At 60.7% G+C, this 24,728-nt stretch carries 29 protein-coding genes and 1 other RNA gene; 16 read left to right on the top strand and 14 right to left on the bottom strand.

Annotated features, from left to right (window positions below; translation table 11 throughout):
• Nucleotides 1-2: 2 nt before the first annotated feature.
• The 4 genes from rsmH to rsmI form a co-directional block, all read right to left on the bottom strand.
• Nucleotides 3-941, bottom strand: a complete 939-nt coding sequence (gene rsmH / locus BN1133_RS11030; RefSeq protein WP_050666578.1) for a 16S rRNA (cytosine(1402)-N(4))-methyltransferase RsmH — start codon at nt 939-941, stop codon at nt 3-5.
• Nucleotides 942-1,400: a division/cell wall cluster transcriptional repressor MraZ gene (mraZ, locus tag BN1133_RS11025; protein ID WP_050666577.1), complete on the bottom strand. Its 459-nt coding sequence runs from the start codon at nt 1,398-1,400 to the stop codon at nt 942-944.
• 317 nt (nt 1,401-1,717) lie between these two features.
• Nucleotides 1,718-2,103: RNase P RNA component class A (gene rnpB / locus BN1133_RS11915), an RNA gene on the bottom strand.
• Nucleotides 2,104-2,155: 52 nt separating this feature from the next.
• Nucleotides 2,156-2,998 carry a 16S rRNA (cytidine(1402)-2'-O)-methyltransferase gene (rsmI, locus tag BN1133_RS11020; RefSeq protein ID WP_050666576.1) on the bottom strand — a complete coding sequence of 281 codons (843 nt, stop codon included), beginning with the start codon at nt 2,996-2,998 and terminating at the stop codon, nt 2,156-2,158.
• An 82-nt stretch (nt 2,999-3,080) separates the two neighbouring features.
• Between rsmI and BN1133_RS11015 the strand changes: the two genes are divergently transcribed.
• From BN1133_RS11015 to dolP, 4 genes are read left to right on the top strand one after another with little or no spacing between them, the layout of a single operon-like run.
• Nucleotides 3,081-5,009: a penicillin-binding protein activator gene (locus BN1133_RS11015; protein ID WP_050666575.1), complete on the top strand. Its 1,929-nt coding sequence runs from the start codon at nt 3,081-3,083 to the stop codon at nt 5,007-5,009.
• Nucleotides 4,924-5,322 (top strand): YraN family protein, encoded by a 399-nt coding sequence (locus BN1133_RS11010; RefSeq protein ID WP_231686263.1) that lies wholly within the window; start codon nt 4,924-4,926, stop codon nt 5,320-5,322. Before BN1133_RS11015 ends, BN1133_RS11010 begins: the two co-directional genes overlap by 86 nt.
• A 9-nt stretch (nt 5,323-5,331) precedes the next feature.
• On the top strand, nt 5,332-5,922 hold the full coding sequence (locus tag BN1133_RS11005; RefSeq protein WP_050666573.1) for a D-sedoheptulose-7-phosphate isomerase: 591 nt from the start codon (nt 5,332-5,334) through the stop codon (nt 5,920-5,922).
• Nucleotides 5,923-5,926: 4 nt separating this feature from the next.
• On the top strand, nt 5,927-6,505 hold the full coding sequence (dolP, locus tag BN1133_RS11000; RefSeq protein ID WP_050666572.1) for a division/outer membrane stress-associated lipid-binding lipoprotein: 579 nt from the start codon (nt 5,927-5,929) through the stop codon (nt 6,503-6,505).
• Between the two features lie 49 nt (nt 6,506-6,554).
• On the opposite strand, the gene BN1133_RS10995 is transcribed toward dolP, so the two are convergent.
• The 8 genes from BN1133_RS10995 to zapE form a co-directional block, all read right to left on the bottom strand.
• Nucleotides 6,555-6,980, bottom strand: coding sequence for a ClpXP protease specificity-enhancing factor (locus BN1133_RS10995; protein ID WP_193556649.1), 426 nt, complete (start codon nt 6,978-6,980; stop codon nt 6,555-6,557).
• Nucleotides 6,977-7,606: a stringent starvation protein SspA gene (gene sspA / locus BN1133_RS10990; protein ID WP_005349678.1), complete on the bottom strand. Its 630-nt coding sequence runs from the start codon at nt 7,604-7,606 to the stop codon at nt 6,977-6,979. Before sspA ends, BN1133_RS10995 begins: the two co-directional genes overlap by 4 nt.
• Nucleotides 7,607-7,691: 85 nt before the next feature.
• Nucleotides 7,692-8,429, bottom strand: coding sequence for a cytochrome c1 (locus BN1133_RS10985; protein ID WP_050666570.1), 738 nt, complete (start codon nt 8,427-8,429; stop codon nt 7,692-7,694).
• Nucleotides 8,426-9,643 (bottom strand): cytochrome b, encoded by a 1,218-nt coding sequence (locus BN1133_RS10980; RefSeq protein WP_050666569.1) that lies wholly within the window; start codon nt 9,641-9,643, stop codon nt 8,426-8,428. The genes BN1133_RS10985 and BN1133_RS10980 overlap by 4 nt, the downstream gene beginning before the upstream one ends.
• Before the next feature lie 2 nt (nt 9,644-9,645).
• A complete protein-coding gene (gene petA / locus BN1133_RS10975) occupies nt 9,646-10,236 on the bottom strand; it encodes a ubiquinol-cytochrome c reductase iron-sulfur subunit (protein WP_050666568.1) in 591 nt (196 codons plus the stop codon).
• Nucleotides 10,237-10,532: 296 nt separating this feature from the next.
• The gene (gene rpsI / locus BN1133_RS10970) at nt 10,533-10,925 is read right to left on the bottom strand and encodes a 30S ribosomal protein S9 (protein WP_050666567.1); all 393 of its coding nucleotides are present in this window, start codon (nt 10,923-10,925) and stop codon (nt 10,533-10,535) included.
• 15 nt (nt 10,926-10,940) lie between these two features.
• On the bottom strand, nt 10,941-11,369 hold the full coding sequence (rplM, locus tag BN1133_RS10965; protein WP_050666566.1) for a 50S ribosomal protein L13: 429 nt from the start codon (nt 11,367-11,369) through the stop codon (nt 10,941-10,943).
• Nucleotides 11,370-11,637: 268 nt separating this feature from the next.
• The gene (gene zapE, locus BN1133_RS10960; RefSeq protein ID WP_050666565.1) at nt 11,638-12,729 is read right to left on the bottom strand and encodes a cell division protein ZapE; all 1,092 of its coding nucleotides are present in this window, start codon (nt 12,727-12,729) and stop codon (nt 11,638-11,640) included.
• 139 nt (nt 12,730-12,868) lie between these two features.
• On the opposite strand from zapE, the gene BN1133_RS10955 reads away from it, so the two are divergent.
• The 12 genes from BN1133_RS10955 (at nt 12,869) to BN1133_RS10900 (ending at nt 23,554) form a co-directional block, all read left to right on the top strand.
• Nucleotides 12,869-13,246 (top strand): Z-ring associated ZapG family protein, encoded by a 378-nt coding sequence (locus BN1133_RS10955; protein WP_050666564.1) that lies wholly within the window; start codon nt 12,869-12,871, stop codon nt 13,244-13,246.
• Between the two features lie 75 nt (nt 13,247-13,321).
• Nucleotides 13,322-14,701 (top strand): Do family serine endopeptidase, encoded by a 1,380-nt coding sequence (locus BN1133_RS10950; protein WP_050666563.1) that lies wholly within the window; start codon nt 13,322-13,324, stop codon nt 14,699-14,701.
• 103 nt (nt 14,702-14,804) lie between these two features.
• Nucleotides 14,805-15,893 (top strand): outer membrane-stress sensor serine endopeptidase DegS, encoded by a 1,089-nt coding sequence (gene degS, locus BN1133_RS10945; protein ID WP_050666562.1) that lies wholly within the window; start codon nt 14,805-14,807, stop codon nt 15,891-15,893.
• Between the two features lie 230 nt (nt 15,894-16,123).
• Entirely contained in the window at nt 16,124-16,459 is a 336-nt protein-coding gene (locus tag BN1133_RS10940) for a transcriptional regulator (RefSeq protein ID WP_050666561.1), read from the top strand.
• Nucleotides 16,460-16,825 (top strand): glycine-rich SFCGS family protein, encoded by a 366-nt coding sequence (locus BN1133_RS10935; RefSeq protein WP_050666560.1) that lies wholly within the window; start codon nt 16,460-16,462, stop codon nt 16,823-16,825.
• Complete coding sequence (locus tag BN1133_RS10930) at nt 16,825-17,121, top strand: DUF4312 family protein (RefSeq protein WP_050666559.1); 297 nt, start codon at nt 16,825-16,827, stop codon at nt 17,119-17,121. The genes BN1133_RS10935 and BN1133_RS10930 overlap by 1 nt, the downstream gene beginning before the upstream one ends.
• A gap of 26 nt (nt 17,122-17,147) precedes the next feature.
• Complete coding sequence (locus tag BN1133_RS10925) at nt 17,148-17,924, top strand: DUF4311 domain-containing protein (protein WP_050666558.1); 777 nt, start codon at nt 17,148-17,150, stop codon at nt 17,922-17,924.
• A gap of 10 nt (nt 17,925-17,934) precedes the next feature.
• Nucleotides 17,935-18,585: a DUF4310 family protein gene (locus BN1133_RS10920; protein WP_050666557.1), complete on the top strand. Its 651-nt coding sequence runs from the start codon at nt 17,935-17,937 to the stop codon at nt 18,583-18,585.
• A 10-nt stretch (nt 18,586-18,595) separates the two neighbouring features.
• Complete coding sequence (locus tag BN1133_RS10915) at nt 18,596-19,735, top strand: amidohydrolase/deacetylase family metallohydrolase (RefSeq protein WP_050666556.1); 1,140 nt, start codon at nt 18,596-18,598, stop codon at nt 19,733-19,735.
• Nucleotides 19,719-20,837 (top strand): DgaE family pyridoxal phosphate-dependent ammonia lyase, encoded by a 1,119-nt coding sequence (locus BN1133_RS10910; protein ID WP_050666555.1) that lies wholly within the window; start codon nt 19,719-19,721, stop codon nt 20,835-20,837. Before BN1133_RS10915 ends, BN1133_RS10910 begins: the two co-directional genes overlap by 17 nt.
• 3 nt (nt 20,838-20,840) lie before the next feature.
• Nucleotides 20,841-21,581, top strand: coding sequence for a 2-dehydro-3-deoxy-phosphogluconate aldolase (gene dagF, locus BN1133_RS10905; protein WP_050666554.1), 741 nt, complete (start codon nt 20,841-20,843; stop codon nt 21,579-21,581).
• 65 nt (nt 21,582-21,646) lie between these two features.
• Complete coding sequence (locus tag BN1133_RS10900) at nt 21,647-23,554, top strand: BglG family transcription antiterminator (RefSeq protein WP_050666553.1); 1,908 nt, start codon at nt 21,647-21,649, stop codon at nt 23,552-23,554.
• Here the strand turns inward: BN1133_RS10900 and npr are convergent.
• Both npr and rapZ read right to left on the bottom strand, forming a co-directional pair.
• A complete protein-coding gene (npr, locus tag BN1133_RS10895; protein WP_050666552.1) occupies nt 23,551-23,823 on the bottom strand; it encodes a PTS phosphocarrier protein NPr in 273 nt (90 codons plus the stop codon). The two genes, BN1133_RS10900 and npr, sit on opposite strands and share 4 nt — an antisense overlap.
• Complete coding sequence (rapZ, locus tag BN1133_RS10890) at nt 23,820-24,692, bottom strand: RNase adapter RapZ (RefSeq protein ID WP_050666551.1); 873 nt, start codon at nt 24,690-24,692, stop codon at nt 23,820-23,822. Before rapZ ends, npr begins: the two co-directional genes overlap by 4 nt.
• Between the last annotated feature and the right edge of the window lie 36 nt (nt 24,693-24,728).

Raw genomic sequence — 24,728 nt, 5'->3', positions numbered from 1 at the left:
GGCTACTCCGGCAACCGCTCGGCTACTCGCAGCACCGAGCTGCGGGAGCGACTGTTTTGGTTGACCTCGTCATCGGAGGGCTTGAGCGCCTTGCCGATCCCTCTTAATTTACGATCGCCCTTGAGCTGGGCCTCGGTCAGGGGCAGACCACGGGGGATCTCGGGCCCCTTCTCATGCTTGCGAATGAAGTGCTTGACCAGGCGGTCCTCGAGGGAGTGGAAGCTTATCACAGACAAACGCCCGCCCGGTTTGAGAATGGAGAGGGAGGCATTGAGGGCGCACTCGATCTCGTCGAGTTCGCTGTTGATATAGATACGGATCGCCTGGAAGCTGCGGGTGGCGGCATGCTTGCCCTTCTCCTTGCTCGGATTGACACGGGCAATCATCTCGGCCAGCTGGCGGGTGCGGGTGAAGGGCGTCTCGTCCCGATCGTGGACGATGGCGCGCGCTATCTTCTTGGCAAAGCGCTCCTCTCCGAAGGTCTTGAGGACCCAGGCGATGTCGTCAATATCCGCGTGGGCCAGCCACTCGGCCGCACTCTGACCGCTGGTCGGGTCCATCCGCATGTCGAGAGGACCGTCTTTCATAAAGCTGAAACCGCGATCCGCATCATCCAGCTGGGGTGATGACACCCCAAGATCCATCAAGAAACCATCGATCTTGCCGGTCAGCCCACGCTCGGCAATATAGCCAGCCACCCCGGAGAAGGGGCCGTGGACGATCTCGAAGCGGGGATCATCGATAGTAGACGCCTCGGCAATGGCCTGGGGATCCCTGTCGATGGCGATAAGACGCCCATCGGGACCCAGTTGCTGCAGGATCAGGCGGGAGTGACCGCCGCGACCGAAGGTGCCGTCCACGTAGATGCCATCCGGCTTGATGGCCAGCCCTTCCACCGCTTCGTCGAGCAGTACCGTGATGTGTTCAAAGCCTTGCGTCATTTATAAAGAGAAGTCCTGTAGTCGATCGGAGCCAGACCAGTCATCCTGCGGCAGGTCCCGAATGTCATCGTCCACTTGCTTGAGCCAGCGCTCTTCGTCCCATAACTCGAACTTGTTGAGCTGCCCTATCAGCATCACCCGCTTGTCCAGCCCGGCATGGGTACGCAGAGGTGCACTCAGCAGCAAACGTCCATTGCCATCCAGCTCACACTCGCTGGCATGGCCGAGCAGAAGGCGCTGCACCCGCCGCTCCATGGGATTCATGTTGGAGAGAGTGCGCAACTTGCGTTCAATCTCTTCCCACTCGGGCAGTGGATAGAGCAGCAGGCAGGGATGGGTCAGATCGATGGTGCAAACCAGCTGGCCCTCGCACTCATCACGAAGCCAATCACGAAATCTGGTCGGTATAGCCAGCCGCCCCTTGGTATCGAGGCTGATGGCATGAGCACCACGCAACACCCGCTTATATTATCCCTTGCTTGCCCTATCCCTGGATCGAAAAACCACTTTGATCCACTTTTCTCCACGGTAAAGTTTAAGGAGGGGACAGATCCTTTTCAAGCAAGCAGGGGCCACAATAGGAGCCAAAAGAGGGGGTAATTCGAGGAAATAAATAAAGAGCGCTGATTTTACAGAAGATATTGCCAGGCCACTGGATGAAAAGTGCGCGTCACTGATTGCCGAGTCACTCCGATCCGCAAGCCATCAGCCCGACTCTCCGTCTTGCGGGGCGGTAAAACGGAGAACCCCGCACCGGGTGCGGGGTTCTGAAATAGGGTCGGAGTTGGCCTGTAAGCCGGGTTCTGTACCGGATTTCCCCGGTGGCAACCATTCCTCTAGGCCTGCAATCACTCGCAGGCTCCAGCAACCTACCCGCCCCCAACGCGGGCCGCGCCAAAGGGGGCCTATTTGGTCTTGCTTCGGGTGGAGTTTACCGTGCCACGAACTGTTGCCAGTCGCGCGGTGCGCTCTTACCGCACCCTTTCACCCTTACCTGATCCCTTGCGGGCCATCGGCGGTCTGCTCTCTGTTGCACTGGTCGTAGGCTCGCGCCTCCCAGGCGTTACCTGGCACCCTGCCCTGTGAAGCCCGGACTTTCCTCCCCTCCGCCCGTCTGTCCCGAGGGACACAACGACGAAGCAGCGATTGCCCGGCCAACTCCGGGCGCGGATTATAGCCTCAGGGAAGAGGGCGGGTAAACCGTTAAATCCCGATTATTCACCGCTGAGGTGTTCGAGGCCGTATTTGTAGAGGGCATTTTTCTTCACCCCATGAATCTCGGCACACAGGGCCGCCGCCTTCTTGAGCGGAAGCTCGGCCACCAGCAGCCCCAGGGTGCGAATCGCCTCGGCAGGCAGATCCTCGGGATCCTTGCGTGCCCCGGCGACCATCAACACCATCTCGCCACGGGTACGATGCTCATCTTCACCCAGCCAGGCGAGCAGCTCGGAAGCGGGCAAACCATGGATGGTTTCGAAAGTCTTGGTCAACTCCCGTGCCAGCACCACCTGACGCTCACCCAGAATGCGGGCGATCGCCTCGATAGTCTCCAGCACCCGTCGTGGAGACTCGTAAAAGACCATGGTCCTTGTCTCATCGGCCAGATCCTGCAACTTGTCGTCCCGCCCTTTGGCCTTGGCCGGCAAGAAGCCTTCGAAGGTGAAGCGATCGGTCGGCAAGCCGGCGGCAGAGAGGGCCGTGATGGCGGCGCAGGGGCCGGGCAAGGGCACGACCTTGACTCCCGCCTCACGACAGCGGGTCACCAGGTGATAACCGGGGTCGCTGATGAGCGGGGTGCCGGCGTCGGAGACCAGGGCCACGCTCTTGCCCTCCTTGATGCGCGCAATCAACACCTCGGCCTTCTGCTGCTCGTTGTGATCATGAAGGGCAAAGGTGGGCACCGAAATCTGGTAGTGGCTAAGCAGAATGCCGGTGTGGCGGGTATCTTCGGCCGCCACCAGATCGACGCTGCGCAGGGTGTCGAGGGCACGCTGGGTGATGTCCGCCAGGTTTCCGATGGGAGTGGGAACAATATATAGAGTGGGGATTACGTTCATGAAGTCTCCGCGCGCCCCGACACAATTGTGTCGCCATTATGCCCCGTTTACACTATGGGGAATTTTCAACACTGGTCGGGGAATGAACTTGAACCGGTTTACAAAACAGCTAAGTGTATCACGACTCGCCGGCATCCTGGTTGCCGCTCTGTTGCTTGCTTCCTGTGCCTCTGGCCCGGGTCAGGATGGCGCCCACCAAGGCCCCCCCTCTCCCTTTGCCAAGATCACCCAGGAAGCGGATTGGTATCTGGATCGGGTCGACGAGAATAAGCCTGCCGAGGCCTTCAGCTGGCAGATCCTGGCGGCTCGCAGCTATCTGGCCGTCGGTAAGACAGGTCCTGCCGCAGCCTTGCTGCAACAGTTGCGCAAACAGGCCAAGAGTGCCGAGCAGTTGGCTGAGCTGCAACTGCTGGAGGCCCAGATCGTGCTGGCTCAGGGCAACAGCAAGGGCGCACTGGCACTGCTGGAGCAGAAACCCGCCACCGTCCTCGACCAGGAGACCGACAAGCAGTGGTACCTGCAGCGGGCCAACCTCCAGCTCGACAACAACGATCGCTTTGGCGCCGCCAAGAGCCTCATTGCCATGGACCCGGTGCTGCAGGGTGCGGCCCTGAGCGAGAATCACCGCCAGATCTGGACCCTGCTGCAAGGCATGACTCCGGCCACTCTGCAATCCCTGCAAGAGGCCCCGGCCCCCGACGCAACCACAGGCTGGTTGCAACTGGCTGCCCTGGTCAATCAATACGGTGCCCAGCCCGATCAGCTCACCCGTCAGCTTCACATCTGGAAGCGCAGTTTCCCGCAACACCCGGCACTGACCGACATGCCGGCCGGGCTCGGGCAACTGCTGAGCACAGAGTTTAGCGTCCCCTTGCAGGCCGCCGTACTGCTGCCCCTCTCGGGTAATCTCGCCTCGCAAGGGCAGGCTATCCAGTACGGCATTCTGATGTCTTACAAGCAAAGCGGCAGCGAGCTCAAGGTGAAGTTCTACGACACCCAGAGCAAGGGAATCGCCCCCCTCTATCAGCAAGCCGTAGCCGAAGGGGCCGATATGATCATCGGCCCACTGCTCAAAGAGAGAGTCCAGGAGCTGCTGGCCCTCAAACCCACAGTGCCTGTACTGGCGCTCAACGAACTCGACAAACCGGTCACCGGCGAGCGACTCTACTTCTTCTCCCTCTCGGCCAGCGCCGATGCGGCGCAGGCCGCCCGCTACCTGCACCAGCAAGGATATCGTCAGCCCCTGGTGTTGGCGGCGCAGGACCGCATCGGTTATGCCAGCGTTCAGAGCTTCGAGAAGGCGTGGCAAGAGGCCAGCCAGGGACGTGCCATCGTCGCCACCTATGGCGGCCGGCAGGAGATCCAGGGCATGGTGCGCAACGCCCTGAGTGGCAGTGCCGCAGGCCGTGTACAGCAGGTGGCCCCCCTGGATGGTACGGCTGAGCCCCAGCACAATACCTTCAACGGCATCGATGCGGCCTATATCGTGGGGAACCCCACCGAGACCCGCACTATCAAACCTTATATCGACTTCAATGTGAGCCAGGCCAATGGCGGGCTGGCCACCTTCACCGCGGCACGGGGCTACGACAGCCAGTCGCGCGAAGTACTGCCGGAGCTCAACGGGCTGCATATCTCGGACATGCCCATCATGCTCGGCTATCACGATGAGCTGAAGGCACAGGTTCAACAACTGTGGCCGCAGCTGCAGGGGGATGCCCTGCGCCTGTTTGCCATGGGCTACGACGCCTTCTCGTTGACCGGCAAGTTGCAACAGTTGAGGGCCATGCCCACCATGAGCATGCCCGGTCTGACCGGTGAGCTCAGCGTGGCCAGCGACGGAGTGATCCAGCGTCAGCCCGTCTGGGCGACCTACCGCAATGGTACCCTGCGTGACGAAAATGCCCCCACCCCCCAGGTGACCGATGAAGCGACTCCTCAAGCAGATGCAGCTGCACCTGCTGAGCCTGCTGCCAACGACGTCTCCGACGCATCCGGGCAGCCGCTTTGAGGTGATGGCCGAGCAGAGGCTGCAGGCCGCAGGGCTGCAGCCTCTTTGGCGCAATTATCGCTGCCGCGGTGGTGAAATAGACCTTATCATGCGCCAGGGGCAGACCCTGGTCTTCGTCGAGGTGCGCTATCGCGCCAACCGCAGTCACGGCGGTGCCGCCGAATCCATCACCAAAGCCAAGCAACACAGGGTACAATTGGCCGCGCGCCACTACCTGCAACGGCATGGACTCAATGAAGCGAGCCAGTCCTGCCGCTTCGATGTGGTGCTGTTTGAAGGGGAGACACCGGAGTGGATCCCCAATGCGTTTTAAGAGGAAAAGATGACAGACCGCATCAAAGAGAATTACACCGAGAGCATTCAGACCAAGATTGCGGCAGCCGAGGCGCTCTCAGAGGCCATCCACACCGCGGCCCAGATGATTACCATCTGCCTGCTCAACGGTAACAAGGTGCTGGCCTGCGGTAATGGCCCTTCGGCTGCACTGGCCCAGCTTTTTATCGCCGAGCTGGTCAACCGCTACGAGACAGAGCGCCCCTCCCTGCCGGGCCTGGCACTGACCCCGGACATGGCCACCATCAGCGCCATCGCCACCGACAGCGGGTTTGAAGAGATCTACGCCAAGCAGATACGGGCGCTGGGGCAACCGGGTGATATCCTGGTGGCCATGACCACCTCCGGACACAGCCGCAACCTCATCAAGGCCGCCGAGGCCGCCCTCTCGCGCGACATGACCATCGTCGTGCTCAGTGGCGGGGACGGTGGGGAGATCGCCGGCCTGCTGGGCCCCAACGATGTGGAGATCCGCGTGCCCTCCACACGGACCCCCCGTATTCTCGAGGTCAATCTGTTGACCCTGCACTGCCTGTGTGATCTCATCGACCAGACTCTTTTCCCGCAACAGGAAGACTAAGACCATGCGCAAGCCAATACTGCTCCTTGCTCTCTTGACCGGCTCTCTGCTGCTGCAAGGGTGTGCCGCCCTCTTCGTCGGGGGCGCCGCGACGACCGCCAAGGTCGCCGGCGACCGACGCACCGTCGGAACCCAATGGGACGATCAGAATATCGAGCTCAAGGCCGCCAACCTGCTGGGTGGCAACAAGGCCCTCTCGGACAACAGCAAGATCAGCGTTTACAGCAACAACGGTCGTGCCATTCTGATCGGCCAGACACCGACTGAAGCCTACAAGGCCGAAGCCGGTCGTATCGTCAGCCGCATCGAAGGGGTTCGTCACGTCTACAACGAGCTGCGTATTGGCAAGCCTGTCAGCCTCTCAACCCGCAGCAATGACAGCTGGATCACCTCCAAGGTGCGCGCCGACATGCTGGCCGCCAAAAACTTCGACAGTGGCAAGGTAAAGGTGGTGACCGAGAATAGCGAAGTCTTCCTGATTGGCCTGGTGACACGCCAGGAGGGAGAACAGGCGGTCAACATCGCTCGCCATGTCAGTGGCGTCAAGCAGGTGATCAAGGCCTTCGAATACACCCAACAGTGACTATCGGCCTACAAAAAACGCAGCCAATCGGCTGCGTTTTTTTACGTCATCACTTGACCACTTTGAGGGTTGGACGACCACTCGGGCGCGGTGGCTCAGGGTCCGGCTGCTCCGGCTCCCCGGCTGACTCGAGCCAGGCCTCGTAGGCCGGCTCGGGCGGGAACAGGGTACCGACCCCGTTCTCACGGGCATGAATGGCAACGATAGCCGCCATCGGGATATAAACCTGCTGGGAGACACCACCGAAGCGGGCACTAAAGCTCACCGCCTCGTTATCCATCTGGAATGCAACCACCGCCCGGGGGGCGATGTTGAGCACAATCTGCCCATCCTGGGCATACTGCAGGGGAACGGCGACGTGGGGCACGTTGACGTTCACCACCAGATGAGGGGTCAGATCGTTGTCGAGCAGCCAATCGAAAAACGCCCGCAGCAGATAGGGGCGGCTGGGCGTCATCTTGATCTCCATGCTCATGCGCCGAGACGGATTTCGCGCTCGACCTCGGTCAGGGAGGCCTGGAAAGATTCACGCTCGAACAGGCGCACCATGTAGGCCTTGAGCTCTTTGGCACCACGACCGGTCAGATCGATACCCAGGCTCGGCAGACGCCACAAGAGCGGAGCCATGTAGCAATCCACCAGACCGAACTCCTCACTCATGAAATAAGGCATCTCGGTAAAGATGGGGGCAATGGCCAGCAGGTTGTCGCGCAGCTCGTTGCGGGAAGCCTCCACATCCACACCTGCCATGATCTTGTCGGCCAGGGTGTACCAGTCCAGCTCGATGCGATGCATCATCAGACGGCTGTTACCACGGGCCACCGGATAAACCGGCATCAGGGGCGGATGGGGAAAACGCTCGTCCAGGTATTCCATGATGATGCGAGAGGTGTACAGCGCCAGCTCGCGATCCACCAGCGTCGGTACAGAGTTGTACGGGTTCAGCTCGGCCAGCTCTTCCGGCAGGTGATCCATATCAACCTGGCAAATATCTACGGTGACACCCTTCTCGGCCAATACGATACGCACCTGATGGCTGAACATATCGTTGGCACCGGAAAACAGCGTCATCACAGAACGCTTATTGGCAGCTACAGCCATTGACCCCTCCAGTCATTTAAAAGCAGAAACGGCAATGAAGCGACGGGCCTCATTGCCGTACACAATTTTACCCTTTTCTGGTCGCTTAGTGAACGTCGCGCCAGTATTCCTTCTTCAACAGCACGGTAAAGATGAAGAAGATGACGATGAAGCCAAGCACCCAGAAGCCCATGCGTTCACGCTCGAGCTGGACCGGCTCACCCGAATAGACCAGGAAGTTTACCAGATCGAGCACGGTCTGGTCATATTCTTCGTTGCTCAGCTCGCCATTCCCGTCGGAGACCACGCTGTGGGGCACCTTCACCTCTTCACCGTTGATCACCTCGGTGGAGTAGTGAAGACGCGGAGTGCCCTGCAGGGGCTCCAGCACATGGGGCATCCCGACAGAGGGGAAGACCAGGTTGTTCACCCCGAACGGACGGGTCGGATCCACGTAGAAGGAGCGCAGATAGGTATAAATCCAGTCTGCTCCGCGCACCCGGGCCACCAGGGTGAGGTCAGGCGGTGCGGCACCGAACCACTTGGCGGCATCCTTCTCGGAGACCGAACTCTTCATCAGATCGCCTATCTTGGCGCCGTTGAAGATGAGGTTCTCCCTCATGATATCTTCCGGAATGCCGAGATCCTCGGCCACCCGGTTGTAGCGCTGGTACTGGGTGCTGTGGCAGCCAGAGCAGTAGTTCATGAAGGTGGTGGCACCCCGTTGCAGGGAGGCCTTGTCGGTCAGGTCATAGTGAGCCTTGTCGAGCTTGATATTCTCCCCCCCTGCGGCCAGGGCCAGAGTCGGAAGCAGGGCGAGCACGGCAATAATCATCTTTTTCATTTGGATGTCACCCTTTCCGGCAGCGGCTTGGTACGTTCATTCTTGCTATAGAAGAACAGCAGGACGAAGAAACCGAAGTAACCCAGCGTACAGATCTGTGCGATCAGTGTCAGGGTCGGGGTCGACGGCAGCACCCCGAGAATCCCGAGGATGATAAAGCAGACCACGAACTGGGCGATGTTCAGCTTGTGCAAGGCACTGCGATAGCGCACCGAACGCACCTTGCAGCGATCCAGCCAGGGCAACAGGAACAGCACCACGATGGAGAGGCCCATCATGATGACACCGAGCAGCTTGTCCGGCACCGCACGCAAGATGGCATAGAAGGGGGTGAAGTACCACACGGGAGCGATGTGTGCCGGGGTCTTCAGGCCATTGGCCACTTCAAAGTTCGGCTTCTCGAGGAAGTAACCCCACATGTCCGGCTTGAAGAAGATGATGGCGCAGAAGAAGAAGAGGAAGCCGGCCACACCGATCATGTCTTTCACGGTGAAATAGGGGTGGAATGCCACCGCATCCAGCGGCCAGCCCTTCTCATCCTTGTGCTTCTTGATGTCGATACCGTCCGGGTTGTTCGACCCCACCTCGTGCAACGCCAGGATGTGCATGGCAACCAGCATCACCAGCACCAGCGGCAACGCGATGACATGCAGGGCGAAGAAGCGGTTCAGAGTGGCACCGGAGATGACGTAGTCACCACGGATCCAGAGGGTCAGATCGTCACCGATGACGGGAATCGCCCCAAACAGGGAGATGATCACCTGGGCCCCCCAGAAGGACATCTGACCCCAGGGCAGCAGGTAGCCCATGAAGGCCTCGGCCATCAGTACCAGGAAGATCAGCATGCCGAAGATCCACAGCAGCTCACGGGGCTTCTGGTAGGAGCCGTAGATGAGGCCGCGGAACATGTGCAGATAGACCACCACGAAGAAGGCGGAAGCGCCGGTAGAGTGCATGTAACGCAGCAGCCAACCGTACTCCACGTCGCGCATGATGTACTCGACAGAGGCGAAGGCACCCTCGGCAGAGGGGTTATAGTTCATGGTCAGCCAGATACCTGTGATGATCTGGTTGACCAGCACCAGCATGGCCAGAGAACCGAAGAAGTACCAGAAGTTCAGGTTCTTGGGTGCCGGATATTTGGCCATGTGATCGTTGTACATGGCGGTGAGCGGAAAGCGATCGTCGATCCACCCCATCAACTTGGCAAACATGATCAAGCCTCCTTGCCGTCGGCACCCACCAAAATGGTGGTGTCATTGAGGAACTGGTAGGGCGGGATGACCAGGTTCAGCGGTGCGGGCACCCCCTGGAAGACACGACCGGCCATGTCGAACTTGGAGCCGTGGCAGGGGCAGAAGAAGCCCGAGGTGACTCCCTCTACCTGCTCGCCAAAGCTGTCGGGCAGATAGGTCGGAGAACAACCCAGGTGAGTACAGAGCCCCACGGCAACGAAGATCTCGGGCTTGATGGAGCGATAGCCATTCTGGGCGTAATCGGGCTGCTGCGGCTCCTCGGAACCCGGGTCCCTCAGCTTGCCATCGTGCTCCGGCAAGGCGTCGAGGGTCGCCTTGGTACGGTTCACCACCCATACCGGCTTGCCACGCCACTCCACCCGGATCAGCTGACCCGGTTCCAGTTTGCTGATGTCCACTTCCACCGGTGCGCCGGCGGCCTTGGCCTTGGCACTCGGATTCCATGACTTGATAAAAGGCACTGCGGTAAATGCAGCTCCCACCCCGCCAACCGCAATGGTTGACCAGGTTAGGAATCTGCGGCGACCGGTATCAACTGGCGCATTGCTCATCCAAAAACTCTCCCATGTGGACTCCGCGCATTCTTATAGTTTCCCTGTTCAAGGTTTTCCGGTGACAACAGCGGCGGAAGCAGGAGTTACAATTGTCACAGAAAAATCGAGGAAATTTTAAAGAAAAGATAACAAGTTGACAAGAATGACAAGCAGGGGGCAAAACCGATAACAAAAAGAATTTTTCTCTTTTGTGACGAGGGGTTGGATTTAATTAGTGAAATTTATGCGCATAAAAAAAGCCTGGCTTGCGCCAGGCTTTTTGAAACCCGATAAGGGTTCGCAACTCTCGCGAATTAACGCTTGGAGTACTGCGGACGCTTACGAGCTTTGTGCAGACCGACTTTCTTACGCTCAACCTTACGGGCATCGCGAGTAACAAAGCCAGCTTTACGCAGTTCGGAGCGCAGAGTCTCGTCGTACTGCATCAGAGCACGGGTGATACCGTGACGGATCGCACCGGCTTGACCGGAGATGCCACCACCGGTAACGGTGATGTACAGATCCAGTTTCTCGGTCATCTCAACCAGTTCCAGCGGCTGACGAACGACCATGCGAGCGGTCGGACGGCCGAAGTACTGCTCCAGGGAGCGCTGGTTGATGATGATGTTACCGCTGCCTGCCTTGATGAAAACGCGAGCAGTGGAGCTTTTGCGACGGCCGGTACCGTAGTATTGATTTTCTGCCATGTTGCCAGTTCCCGATTAGATATCCAGTACTTGAGGTTGCTGAGCAGCGTGGTTGTGCTCGGCGCCAGCGTAAACTTTCAGCTTACGGAACATGGCACGGCCCAGCGGGCCCTTCGGCAGCATGCCCTTGACGGCAGCTTCGATGACCATTTCCGGCTTACGCTGAATCAGCTTGTCGAAGCTGATGGACTTGATACCACCCGGGAAACCGGAGTGAGCATGGTACATCTTGTCGGTAGTTTTCTTACCGGTTACACATACCTTCTCAGCGTTGATAACGATGATGTAATCACCGGTGTCAACGTGCGGAGTGTACTCAGCTTTGTGCTTACCACGCAGGCGGGCAGCGATCTCAGTGGCGATACGACCCAGAGTCTTGCCTTCTGCGTCAACAACGTACCAGTCACGTTTTACGGTTTCTGGCTTGGCAACGAAAGTTTTCATTAAGTTAAACCCAATTACCTGTTACAGACCCAATTGCTTATGGGGGCTCACCCACAAACAACAAACGATGGCCTACCTGTACCCCTTCGAATACAAGTAAAACCTGATAGAGTGCCGCCAGGTTGGCAGCTTGTAACGTGGGCCGGGCGATTATAAGTGAAGTTACCCTAAAGATCACTCTCCAATTTCACTGCCCATGAAACCATCGAGTGTCGCCCGGCCCTACCTGCCGCAGATGCCCATCCGACTGGCAGGCGCGGTATTGTGACTAAGGAAGGTGCTCTCTGGCAAGGTATTCGTGCGATTGCATCTCCTGTAGCCGTGAGAGACAGCGGGCAAACTCGAAGTTGAGCATCCCCTGGCCATAGAGTTCATCCATGGGCACCGCCGCCGAGATGATCAATTTCACATGCCGCTCGTAGAACTCGTCGACCATGGCGATGAAGCGGCGCGCCGCATCATCGCTACCCGCCCCCATGGGTTGGACATTGGCGAGCAACACCGTCTGGTAGCAACGCGAGATCTCGATGTAATCGGCCTGGGAACGAGGGGTACAGCAGAGCTCGGCAAACTCCATGTAGAGCAGATCATCGTGCGCCCCCAGTGTCGAGAGTCGACGACCAAGCAGCTCCATCTCCCCGTGCTGGGGGGATGACCCGCTGAGCTGCTGAAAGTAATGAACCAGGTTCTCTGCCGCCCTCTCGTCCAGAGGGGAGTGGTAGATCTCCGCCTGCGCCAGGGTCCGCAGCCGATAGTCGGTGCCACCATCGACGTTGATTACACGACAGTGTTGCTCGATAAGGGCGATCGCCGGCAGAAAACGGGCTCGTTGCAGGCCATTACGATAGAGCTCGGCAGGGGGAATATTGGAGGTGGCCACCAGGGTGACGCCTCGACCAAACAGCTCCTGCAGCAAGGTTCCGAGCAGCATGGCATCGGTAATGTCGGAGACAAAAAACTCGTCAAAACAGAGTATATCCGCCTCTGCAGCGAGGTTTGCGGCCACCTGCTTGAGTGGATCTGGCACCCCGCCAAGCCCCTTGAGTTCAGCGTGAATGCGATACATGAAGCGGTGAAAATGCATGCGCAGCTTGCGCTCGCCCGGCAAGGCATCGAAAAAAAGATCCATCAACCAGGTCTTGCCTCTGCCGACACCACCCCACATATAGATCCCGGTGACGGGATCCAGAGACTGAGGCTTTTGCCAGGGACGCCACCACACTTTCTGGCTGGTCGGAGTCGGGCGCTGCTGCAAATCCTGATAGAGTCGCTCCAGCTCGGCCACGGCGGCCTGTTGGGCCGGGTCGGCCACGTAACCGGATCGCTGCAGATCCTGCTGATATCGCTGTTGCACTGTCATCCCGATGTCGCGCTTCCAAGTCCCTGAATGTGGTACAAAATGGTACCACGCCCCCAGGTGGCGCTGTATAGTGCCAAGCGGGATAAAACCGGCCGGGATGGTCGTTACCCCTTGTTTGTACTGGTTTTAAGGAGCTTTTATGAGTCTGGTAAGTGCCATTGTTTTCGCCGTTGTTGCCCTCGTATTGGGCGTAGTGCTGGGGCGACTCAGCGTACGCAGTCGTGATGCAGGGCGTCTGGAGCAAGAGCTTAAAAAGGCCCATAAGGAGCTGGATAGCTATCAGAGCCAGATCAGCACACACTTCGCCGACAGCGCCGCCCTGATGGAGCAGATGGCCGAGCAGTATCAGGAGCTCTATCGCCACATGGCCCAGCAGAGCCAGTTCCTGGCCAAGCACGGTGAGAGCCCCTTCAAGGTGGTCGAGGAAGCCCCCCAACCCCAAAACGCCGAACCTGACTTCCCGCCTCGCGACTATGCCGGCGCTTCTGGTCTGCTCAAGCAGTCGGGACAGGGCTGATTGAACTAATCGCACCGCCTCGTGGTCTGACCTTGTCGTATAACACTGTTTTTTATCTCGGGAGCATTCTTATCTATGCGTAAATCTCTCTCCTTGCTTAGTGTTGTCGCCCTGAGTGTCGGCATGGCCCTGTCCGCCGCACCGGCTCAGGCCGCACTGCCTTCCCTGTTTGGCAATTCCGACAATGCCACCAACAACAGCGAGATGCCGAGTCTGGCCCCCATGATCGAGCAAGTGACCCCCGCCGTGGTCAACATCTCTGTCTCGGGCAAGAAGATCACCCGGCAGCGTCTGCCCGAACCCTTCCGCTTCTTCTTCGGCCCCGACATGCCGGCAGAGCAGGTGCAGGAGCAGCCCTTCCAGGCACTGGGCTCCGGCGTCATCATCGATGCCAAGAAGGGTTACGTCATCACCAACGCTCACGTGGTTCACGAGGCGGACGAGATCAAGGTGAGCCTCAAGGATGGTCGTGAGTTCAAGGCCAAGAAGATCGGTGAAGACAAGCAATCCGACATCGCCCTGCTGCAGATCAAGGCCGATAATCTGGTCCAAATCCAGATGGCCGACTCCGACAAGCTGCGGGTTGGTGACTACGCCATCGCCATCGGCAACCCCTTTGGCCTGGGTCAGACCGTCACCTCGGGCATCGTCTCTGCGCTCGGTCGCAGCGGCTTGAACGTCGAAAATTTCGAAAACTTTATCCAGACCGACGCCGCCATCAACTCGGGCAACTCGGGTGGCGCCCTTATCAACCTCAAGGGTGAGCTGATCGGCATCAACACCGCCATCCTGGGGCCAAACGGCGGCAACATCGGCATCGGTTTCGCCATCCCCTCCAACATGGTGCGTGACCTGACCGAGCAGATCGTCAAGTTTGGCGAGGTCCGCCGTGGCCAGCTGGGGATCCAGGGCCAGGAGCTCACCTCCGACATCGCCAAGACGTTCGGCTATGACAAGCAGTATGGCGCCTTCGTCAATCAGGTGATGCCGGGCTCGGCCGCCGATAAGGCAGGTATCAAGGCCGGCGACATCATCGTCAGCATCGACGGCAAGGAGATCCGCTCCTTCGGCGAACTGCGCGCCAAGATCGCCACCATGGGGGCCGGCAAACAGGTCAAACTGGGGCTGGTACGTGATGGCAAGCTGCAAGAGACCACGGTGACCCTCAAACAGGCCGACGACAGCGATGTGCGCGCCGATGTACTGCACCCGGCACTGGATGGCGCCAAGCTCAGCAACGTCACCGAGCCGGTGAACGGTGTCGAGATCAGCGATATCAACCCGCGCTCTCCCGCAGCGGCCACCGGCCTGCAGAAGGGGGACATCATCCTTGGTATCAACCGGGTACGCGTCAACAACCTGAGCGAACTGGCCAAGATGCTTAAGCAAAAGAGCGATGTGCTGGCTCTCAACATCCAGCGGGGCGAGGCGTCACTCTACCTGGTGATCCGCTAATCCCCTCCTCTCTGTGCAATCGAGCCGCGGGCCTGTCCCGCGGCTTATTTTTATCCATGGATGATGGTATTCTCGGCCGGTGCGCGCTTTGGATAAACACTTCATGAAAACCCCACCTCTTCTCAGCTACCTGGGCAAAGCCGTCGGCTTTGGTCTCGTGATGGCAGCCATACTGCTGCTGCTTTTTCCCAATCTGAGGGGCGGTGAACCCATCTCCATCGGCTCGGGGCGCGATCTGAGCTTCTCCTATGCGGCTCATCGGGCGGGGCCTGCCGTGGTCAACATCTACACACGCAGCTTCAGCCGCGACAGCAACAATCAATCCGAGCTGAGACCCCAGGGACTCGGCTCCGGGGTCATTATGAGCCAGCGCGGCCACATCCTGACCAACTACCATGTGATCGCCGAGGCGGATCAGATCATCGTTGCCCTGCAAGACGGGCGCATCTTCACCGCCGAGTTGGTGGGCTCGGACAAGCTCACCGATCTGGCCGTGCTCTATATCGAAGCCGACAACCTGCCGGTGATCCCGCAAAACCCCGACCATCAGCCTGATGTGGGGGACGTGGTACTGGCTATCGGCAACCCCTACAACGTGGGACAGACCATCACCCAGGGGATCATCAGTGCCACAGGCCGCATCGGCCTCTCCAGCATGGGGCCCGAGAGTAATGGCCGCCAGGATCTGTTGCAGACCGACGCCGCCATCAACGAGGGCAATTCGGGCGGCGCCCTGGTCAACGCCAGGGGCGATCTGGTCGGCATCAACACCGCCGCCTACCATATCAACGGCAATCAGGAAAGCTATGGCATCAGCTTCGCCATCCCCTACAAGCTGGCCAAACGCATCATGGACGAGCTGATCGCCAACGGCCGAGTGATCCGCGGCTATCTCGGCATCTCCAGCATCGAGATCAATCCCATCATCGCCCGCATGATGAACCTCGGTGACCTGCGTGGACTGGTGGTCGAGAGCATCGACCCCAAAGGACCGGCGGCCAAGGCAGGACTACAGCGTGGCGACGTGCTGCTCAAGATTAACGGAGAGGCCATCAAGGGGATCCGCAGTGCCATGGATCGCATCGTCGAGAGCCGCCCCGGCAGCCAGTTGCAACTGAGCGTGGTGCGCGACGGCAAGACCCTGGAGCTGCCGGTGACCATCGAAGAGGATATGCGCTACCCGCAGCAATAGACGATCCCGATCACAACCCTGACAAGCGCGGGCTCTCGCCCCCCACCCCCTTAAATTTGATGTTCCTCACACACGGCGCCCCTTGGGGGCGCCGTTTTTGTGACCGCCTTCACCCAATCGCCTCTCCTGGCAAGGCTTTTCCAGATGTAACTGGAAAAAGAGCCCCTCCCTCTCACCGCGTCCTCTGCATAAGGTGTCTCCATCCTCTTCAGTCGTAATGGAGACAACCCTTGACCATCGATGACCTCGCCCACCAGAGGCAAACCGATCTGCTGCTGGTCCGCGTCTTGAACCTGCTGTCGGAGCATGGGATTCACCCCAACGATGTCCAGCGCCAGATGCTGGCCTCCCACCTCAAGGCCATGGTGTGGCGCTCTCACAGCAGCGAGCCCTTACCCGACGTGGATCTCTCCCTGTTTGAGGAGATCTCGCCTCTCTCGCTGCGGCTCGCCGAGCGGGTCACGGCCTGGCTCGATGGCCTGGCCTACGAGGAGGCACACCTGTTATCCGTCCACTTCGAAGTGGCCAAAGAGAATGAACTGAGCTCAGTAAAAGGAGAGTGCTAAATGTCCGCAATCAAAGTTGTGATAGGCGATCGCCTCGGCAAGGGCCAGAAAGTGGGGGCCGGAGCCGAATCCGCCGGAGCCAGCGTCACCGTCATCCCGGGCATGGCGGCTGACATGAAGCTGGGGGATGTGATGAACAAGGAGCAGGCCCAGCTCGGTATCTCCTTCTGTGGCAGTGGCGGTGCCGGTGCCATCACGGCCCAGACCAAGTATGGCTACCGCTGCCGCTACGGCATGCGCTCGGTCGAAGAGGGCGTCACCGCCATCAACGAAGGGTGCGTGGTACTGGGCTTTGGTTTCATGGACAAGGAGGAGCTGGGCCAGAAGCTGGTCGAGGCCTTCATCAAAAAACACGGGGTCGCCTGATGAAAGTGGTCACCCGGCGTCAGATCCGGGTCAGCGGCAAGGGGAGTTCACGCCAACACGCCTTTGCAGCCGCCCTGGGACAGGTGCAGACCACCCTGCTGCGCGAAGGAGAACAGGTGCTCCTGCGCGTCGAACCGCTGGAGGTCGACGTGGTCGAGGCTCGGGAACGCGTCTGGACCGAGCGTTTTCTGTTCCTGTTTTTGCCAAGGGAGAAACGGGAATACAGCGTCACCCTCGACATCACGGTGAGCATGACCAGCCTGGATACGAGCGCGGTGACCTTCAGCCGAACCTGAGTCGCATCAATAACAAGGAACACAGTATGCTTTCAATCATATTGCTCAAGTCCCTCATCATAGGGGGACTGGTGGGTGTGGGGGTCGGAGCCGGTGCGGCCCGCATGTTCCACGCTCCCACGGTACAGGGAATGGGGGCATTTAGAACCCTGGGCGAGCTGAACTCCTGCGAGGGAGACCCGGCCGCCCACTTCTCCTTCGGCCTCGGCTTCTTCTTCAACGCCTGGGCCTCTACCGTGGCCGCCGGCGCCTTTACCCAGGATGTGGATCACCGCATCCTGCCCAACTGGGGGGCCGCCGCCCTGATGGTGAAGAACCGCGATCTCGCCACCACCCTGCACGATCCCAGAAAGATGGCCATCGCCTGCGGCATCATTGGCGCCATCGTCGTCGCCTTCCTCAACAGCACAGCCGCCGCCGTCCCCGCCGCCCTGCAGGTGACCGCCGTCAAGGTGCTGGTACCGGCCGCCAACTTGCTGGTCAACACCGTCATGCCGGTCATCTTCTGGCTCGCCGCCATCGAAGCGGGGAAGCGCTCCGGCTTCTGGGGCACCATCTTCGGGGGCCTGGCCCAGCTCATCATGGGCAACGCCGTGCCTGGCCTGGTGCTGGGGATCCTCATCGGCAAAGGGGTCGAGGAGAGCGGTTGGAACCATGTTACCCGAGTGATGATGGGGGCCATCGTGCTACTGTTCGTCCTGAGTGCCTTCTTCCGTGGCTTCGATATGAAGCTCATCGAGTCCTTCCAGCTCGGGGTTCCCGACTGGCTGAACTACATCCACACCACCCTGAGCGGCAAGTAAGGAGCGAGCCATGGACGAGAAATTACGCAATAACTTCTGGTATGCCGACTGGTCCTTCCCCATTCTGGTCGGGCTGCTCTCGGCCGGTGTCTTCGCCGGAACCCATATGTACTACCTCTACGGGGTTGGCGCCTTCAACGAAGTGGCCTTCGTCTCCATGCTAAGAGCCGGTATTGACAGCGGCGTCTACGGGGCGGTCGCCGCCTTCGGCGCCAGCTTCCTGTTCGCCCGCATCATCGAGGGCTCCCTGGTCGGGATCCTCGATATCGGTGGTGCCATCCAGACCGGGGTTGGCCTCGGGGTTCCGGCCCTGCTGCTGGGGGCCGGCATCGTCTATCCGGTGGAGAACTTCTTCGCCTCCCTGATCACCGGCATGGTCGTGGGGCTGGCCATTGGTTACGTGATCATCCTGGCGCGCAAGTTCACCATCAATCAGGGGGACTCCACCTACGGCGCCGATGTCATGATGGGGGCTGGCAACAGCTCGGGACGCTTCCTTGGCCCCCTCATCATCCTCTCGGCCATGAGCGCCTCCATCCCCATCGGTATCGGCTCTCTGCTCGGTGCCCTGCTGTTCTACATCTGGGGTAAACCCATCACGGGTGGCGCCATCCTGGGGGCCATGGCCCTCGGTGCCCTCTTCCCCATCGCCCTGACCTGAGGCCGGCACCATGTACGATCTCATCATTCGCCGGGCTCGCACTGTGGATGGCCAATTGCTGGACATCGCCACCGAGGAGGGGCTCATTGCCGCCCTCGGCACCCTGCCCGAGCGTGCCGAGGCGAGCCACAGCCTCGATCTCGCCGGCAAGGTGCTGCTCAGCGCCGGCTGGATTGACAGCCACACCCACTGCTACCCGGACTCGCCTGTCTATCGCGATGAGCCGGATCGGGTCGGCGTCGCCGGTGGCGTCACCACCGTCATCGATGCCGGCAGCACGGGTGCCGACGACGTGGATGCCTTTGTGGCCCAAGCCTGCCGCTGCCAAACACGGGTGCACGCGCTGCTCAATCTGTCACGCATCGGCTTGCTGCACCAGAATGAGCTGGCCGACCGGCGCGATCTCGATCTCCCCCTGGCAGAGGCCGCCCTGGCCCGCCATCCCGACTTCCTGGTCGGTCTCAAGGCGCGCATGAGCGCCAGCGTGGTGGGAGAGAACGGACTCTGGCCCCTCGCCCAGGCCAAGGTGTTGCAGGCCCGCCATCCCGGCCTGCCGCTCATGGTGCACGTGGGCAATACGCCCCCCGACCTCGACGAGATCGTGGACCGTCTTGGAGAAGGGGATATTCTGACCCACTGCTACAACGGCAAGCCGAACCGCATCCTGAACCCGGGCGGCGAAGTGCGCGCCGCGGTCACGGCGGCCCTGCACCGTGGCCTGCTGCTGGATGTGGGCCACGGCAGCGCCAGCTTCAGCTTCGAGGTGGCAGAGGCGGCGCTGGCTCAAGGAATGGCCCCACACATCATCAGCTCCGACATCTACTGCAAGAACCGCGAGCAGGGGCCTGTGTTTGCCCTGGCGCACGTCATGTCCAAGTTCCTGCTGCTTGGCCTCTCTCTGGAGCAGGTGATCCAAGCCGTGACCGAGACGCCAGCCCATGCCCTGCGCCTGACCGACCGGGGCCGCCTCAGCGTTGGCCTGGCCGCCGATTTCACGCTCTTCGAGCTGCACGACGAGCCCCATCTCTTTATCGACTGTGAGCAGTCACCGCGCTCCGGGCATCTGCTTATTCGACCTCTGGCGGCCATCGTGGCCGGCCAGCTGACCCTCACCGACCACGGGATTACACATCATGCCTTCCACTCCTGATTCCCTGCACGCCCGCTATGGCCTCAAGGAGGTGATCAATGCCTCCGGCCGCATGACCAAGTTGGGGGTTTCCACCCCGAGCGAGGCGGTGATCGCCGCCATGACCCAGGGGGCCGGCCACTACTTCGAGATGAACGATCTGGTCGAACGCACCGGCGCCCACCTGGCTCACCTCATCGGGGTGGAGGATGCGGTGGTGGTGGCTTGCGCCGCCGCCGGCATCGCCCAGAGTGTGGCTGCCCTCATCGTGCGCGGCGATCTCTATCGCCTCGAGCACCTGCACGCCCACCCCCACGAGGTACCGTGCGAGATAGTGCTGCCCAAGGGGCACAACGTGAACTTTGGCGCACCGGTCGGCACCATGGTCAACCTGGGGGGTGGCAAGGTGGTCGAGGCTGGCTATGCCAACGAGTGTTCCGCCGCCCAGCTGGCCGCCGCCATCACGGAGAACACTGCCGCCATCCTCTACATCAAGTCTCATCACTGTGTGCACAAGAGCATCCTGGGAGTGGCTGAAGCCGCCGCCGTGGCCCAGGCATACCGCATTGCGCTCATCGTCGATGCGGCTGCGGAAGAGGATCTGCGCCTCTATCACGAGCTGGGGGCCGATCTGGTGATCTACAGCGGCGCCAAGGCCATTGAAGGGCCCACCAGTGGCCTGGTCATCGGCAAACGCGACTATATCGCCTGGGTACGCCAGCAATCCGCCGGCATCGGCCGCGCCATGAAGGTGGGCAAGGAGGGGATCCTGGGACTGACCCGAGCCATCGAGGAGTACCTGGCTCGCCATGCCGAAAGCGCAGAGTCAATGGGTGAACGCATGCTGCCACTGGTCGAGGCCATGAACGCCCTGCCCGGCGTCAGCAGCCGTCCTGTGATGGACAGCGCCGGACGCGATATCGCCCGCTGCGAGATCCGCTTCGACGAGCGCTTCCCCCTGAGCGCCAACGACGTCGTCAAACGTCTCGAGCGGGGCAACCCGGCCATCTACTGCCGCGGCTACCGGGCCAACGAGGGGGTGATCGAGATCGATGTGCGCAGCGTATCGGCCACCCAGCTGCTGCAGATCCGTGATGCCATCCACCACCTTTGCCAGGAGTAACCCATGTCTCTTTCCGATCGTTTCTACCGCGGCCGTGTCTGCCTCAACGTGTTGGCCGGCTCCAAACAGAATGCCCGCGATATTTTCACCGCCGCCGAGGGCCATGTACTGGTCGGGGTCCTCTCCAAAAACTACCCGGACCTCGACAGCGCCGAGGCGGACATGCGCGACTATGCCGGTCTCATCGACAATGCCCTCTCTATTGGTCTCGGTGCCGGTGACCCGCGCCAGTCCGCCATGGTGGCGACCCTGGCCGGGCGCCTCAAGCCACAACACGTCAACCAGGTGTTTACCGGTGTCGGCGCCAGCCGCGCCCTGCTGGGCGATGCCGATAGCCTGGTCAATGGCCTCATCTCCCCCACCGGCACACCGGGCATGGCGAAGATCGCCACCGGCCCACTCAGCGCAGCACAACCGGATGGCGTGGTCTCCATCGATACCGCCATCGCCCTGCTCAAGGACATGGGGGGCAGCTCGGTGAAGTTTTTCCCCATGGGGGGGCTCGCCTGCCGGGAGGAGTATCGGGCGGTGGCCGAAGCCTGTGCCCGCAACGACTTCATGCTGGAGCCCACCGGAGGCATCACTCCCGATAACGTCGGCGCCATCCTCGACATCGCTCTCGAGGCGGGGGTGGGCCGAATCATCCCTCATGTCTACAGCTCCATAATGGATCCTCAGACAGGCCTGACCCGCCCCTCACAGGTCAGCGAGTTGCTGCTGATGGTCAAAGAGCGCCTGGGCTAGACACCCCGACTTGCCCCGGCCATGTCTGGCAGGCATGCTGGGGCGATTAAGCAGGAGTTGCATGCATGGCCACCTTCCCACACCCCCGCCTGCGCCAGCTGTTTGAAGCCCTTCGCCAGGAGACCCTGTCTCAGGAGGAGCTGGCCCGACGCCTGCAGGTTTCAACACGCACCGTGCGCAGCGATGTCGCCCTTCTCAACGAGATCATCGCTCCCCATGGTGCCCACCTGGCCCATTCGAGGGGCGAGGGCTACCAGCTTACCCGGTTCGATCCGGCGCGCTTCGAGCGACTGCAGCGAAGGCTCGATGAAGAGCTGGCACTGCCGCGCACCAGTCGCGAGCGGGTCATTCACCTGATGGTTTTGCTGCTCGGTGCCGAGCGGGGGATCAAACTGGATGAACTGGCCGATACCTGGTACCTGAGCCGTACTGCCTTGCAGGGTGACATGGGGGAGGTGCGCGAGCGCCTCGCCCGGTTTGGCCTGCAGGTGGAGAGCCGCGCCCATCAGGGGCTGCAGCTGGTCGGTGACGAACTCGCCATTCGCGCCTGCCTGGCACAGCTGCTGGCCCAGGAGCTCAGAGAGGGGCAGCCGATCCAGACGCTGCTCCATCTGCTCTGTCCGAGCCACACGCTGGGTGTGGTACGGGAGCAGATCCAGCCCCTGCTCGATCTCTCCCCCCTGCGCTTCTCTGACGATAGCCGTCAACAGTTGGCCCTCTATTGTGCCATCGTGCTCGCCCGTCTCGCCGCAGGAAAGAGCCAGCCGACACTATCCTGCCCCGAGATCTGCCCGCAGGCGGTAACCCTGGCCCGCACCATCCTCTCCACCCTGCCAACCCTGACCGAGCCGGGCAGTGGCGAGATCAACCTGCTCGCCATTCAGTTGCAGGGTCGGGCCAGTCTGCCCGCAGGCCTGCTCACGGCGCTCCAGGAGCAGGAAGGGCGGGAGTTGGTGAAGCACCTGCTCGAGCATATTGCGATCCAGTACGGCTATGAGCTGGGCGATGACGATCAACTGGCGCGGGATCTCCTGAATCATGTGCTGCCCATGTTGCTGCGGGTGCGCTATCACATCGCCAGTCATAATCCCCTCACCGACCATATCAAGCAGCACTATCCCCTCGCCTACGACATCACCCTGGGAGCGCTGGCCGAATGGTGTCACCACAAACACTACGACTTCACCGACCACGAGATAGGCTATCTGGTGATCCACGTAGGGGTTGGGCTGGAGCGGCGTTACGACATCGGCTATCGCCGGCCGCCACGCGCCCTGCTGGTGTGTGACGGAGAGAACGCAACGGCGCGCCTGCTCGAGGCTCGTATCCGCCGGGATTACCCCCAACTCGCTCTGGAGGTGATCTGGTCTCTGCGCGACTATGAGGCGAGGGCCGAGCTGGATGCCGACTTCGTCATCAGCACCAGCCGCCTGGAGGAGAAGGGGCTGCCCCTGCTGCAGCTTCACCCCTTCCCGACCCAGGCCCAGCTCGAGCAGCTCGGCAAGCTGGTACTCAGCGATCGTACCCGCCCCTATCTGCTGAACAAATACTTCTCCCCTCATCACTTCCTCTATCTGGAAGAAACGATGAGTCAGGCGGCCCTGTTCAGGCATCTGTGTCATCAACTGGAACATGAGGGGAGCGTGCCCCCCGAGTTTCACGCCTCCCTGTGCGAGCGCGAGCGAATCGTCTCCACCTGGCTGGGAGATGGCATCGCCACCCCCCACTCCCTGGCCCTCCTGGCTCACCAGACCTGCGTCTATACGGTGTTGGCGCCGGAAGGGATAGAGTGGGGCCAGGGGGAGAGAGCCCAGGTCATCTTCCTGCTCGCCATCGGCCACTCCGACTACGAAGAGGCGATGGGGCTCTATGACATCTTCCTGACGCTGATGAATGAAAAAGCCAGCAGAGATCTGCTGGCTTGTCACGACTTCACGGCGTTTTACAAGGCGGCCCGGCGGCTGCTCGACTAATCCTCGTCGAAGCCGCTGGCAAACAGGGCGACCACGGCCTCCAGGGCCTGGACCTCCTCGGGCCCCTCTACCACCACCTCGATGTGCCCCCCCTGGGCGGAGTCGAGCATCAGCATGGCGATGATGCTGTTCGCCTCGGCCTCGACGCCGGTCTCGTTGCGCAGCAACACCTGGGCATCAAACTTCTGTACCAGCTCGAAGAGCATCATGGCGGGCCGGGCGTGCATGCCCAGCCGGTTTTTCACCTCGACCGAGGCGTGCAGGGTCATTGCTTATCCTTAGCGGCGCTCTTCTCCAGCGTGCGGTGGCGAAGCTGTACATTCTTGCCCAGCTTGCGAAAGCTCTCGGCCAGACGCTCGGCGATAAAGACGGAGCGGTGCTGACCGCCGGTACAGCCAATCCCGACCGTCAGGTAGCTGCGGTTGTTGCGCTCCAAATGGGGCAACCAGGTCGTCAACATGCTCTCGATCTGCTGGATAAAGAGCATCACATCACTCTGGCTGGCCAGATAGTCGGCGACCGGCTGGTCCTTGCCGGTGAAAGGCTTGAGCTCGGGGATCCAGTGGGGGTTGGGCAGAAAACGGGCATCGAAGACGAAGTCGGCATCCTTGGAGATGCCATATTTGAAACCAAACGACTCGAACACCATGACCAGTTCGCTCTCTTTCTTGCCCAGTACCCGGGTCTTGATGAGCTCGCTTAAGTCGTGAATGCTGAGGCTGGTCGTATCCACCCGCAGATCGGCGCTGGAGGAGAGGGGCGAGAGGAGGTGGGTCTCCTCCCGGATGGCCTCATCCAGCGTCAGCTGGTTGCGTGACAGGGGGTGCAGACGGCGGCTCTCCCCGTAGCGGCGCAGCAGGGTGCTGTTGTCGGCATCGAAGAAGAAGCTCGAATAGTCCACCCGCTTCTCACTGCGCACCTGGCGCAGCAGCTCATCGAGTTTATCGGGCACCTGCGGCAGGTTGCGCACATCGATGCTCACTGCCAGCTTGTCGTACTGCCCCTCCAGCGCCACGATAAGCTGGGGCAGCAGGACAACCGGCAAGTTGTCGACACAGTAGTACCCCAGATCCTCCAGAACCCTCAGGGCAACCGTCTTGCCGGCCCCGGAGCGGCCGCTGACGACGATGAGTTGCATACTTCCTCCTTACATCCTGGAGAGCCCGCGGCGGGG

Origin of the sequence: Aeromonas schubertii (genome assembly GCF_000820105.1) — a bacterium.
Taxonomy (GTDB): Bacteria; Pseudomonadota; Gammaproteobacteria; order Enterobacterales; family Aeromonadaceae; genus Aeromonas; species Aeromonas schubertii.
This window is presented reverse-complemented; position numbering and strand designations above follow the sequence as displayed.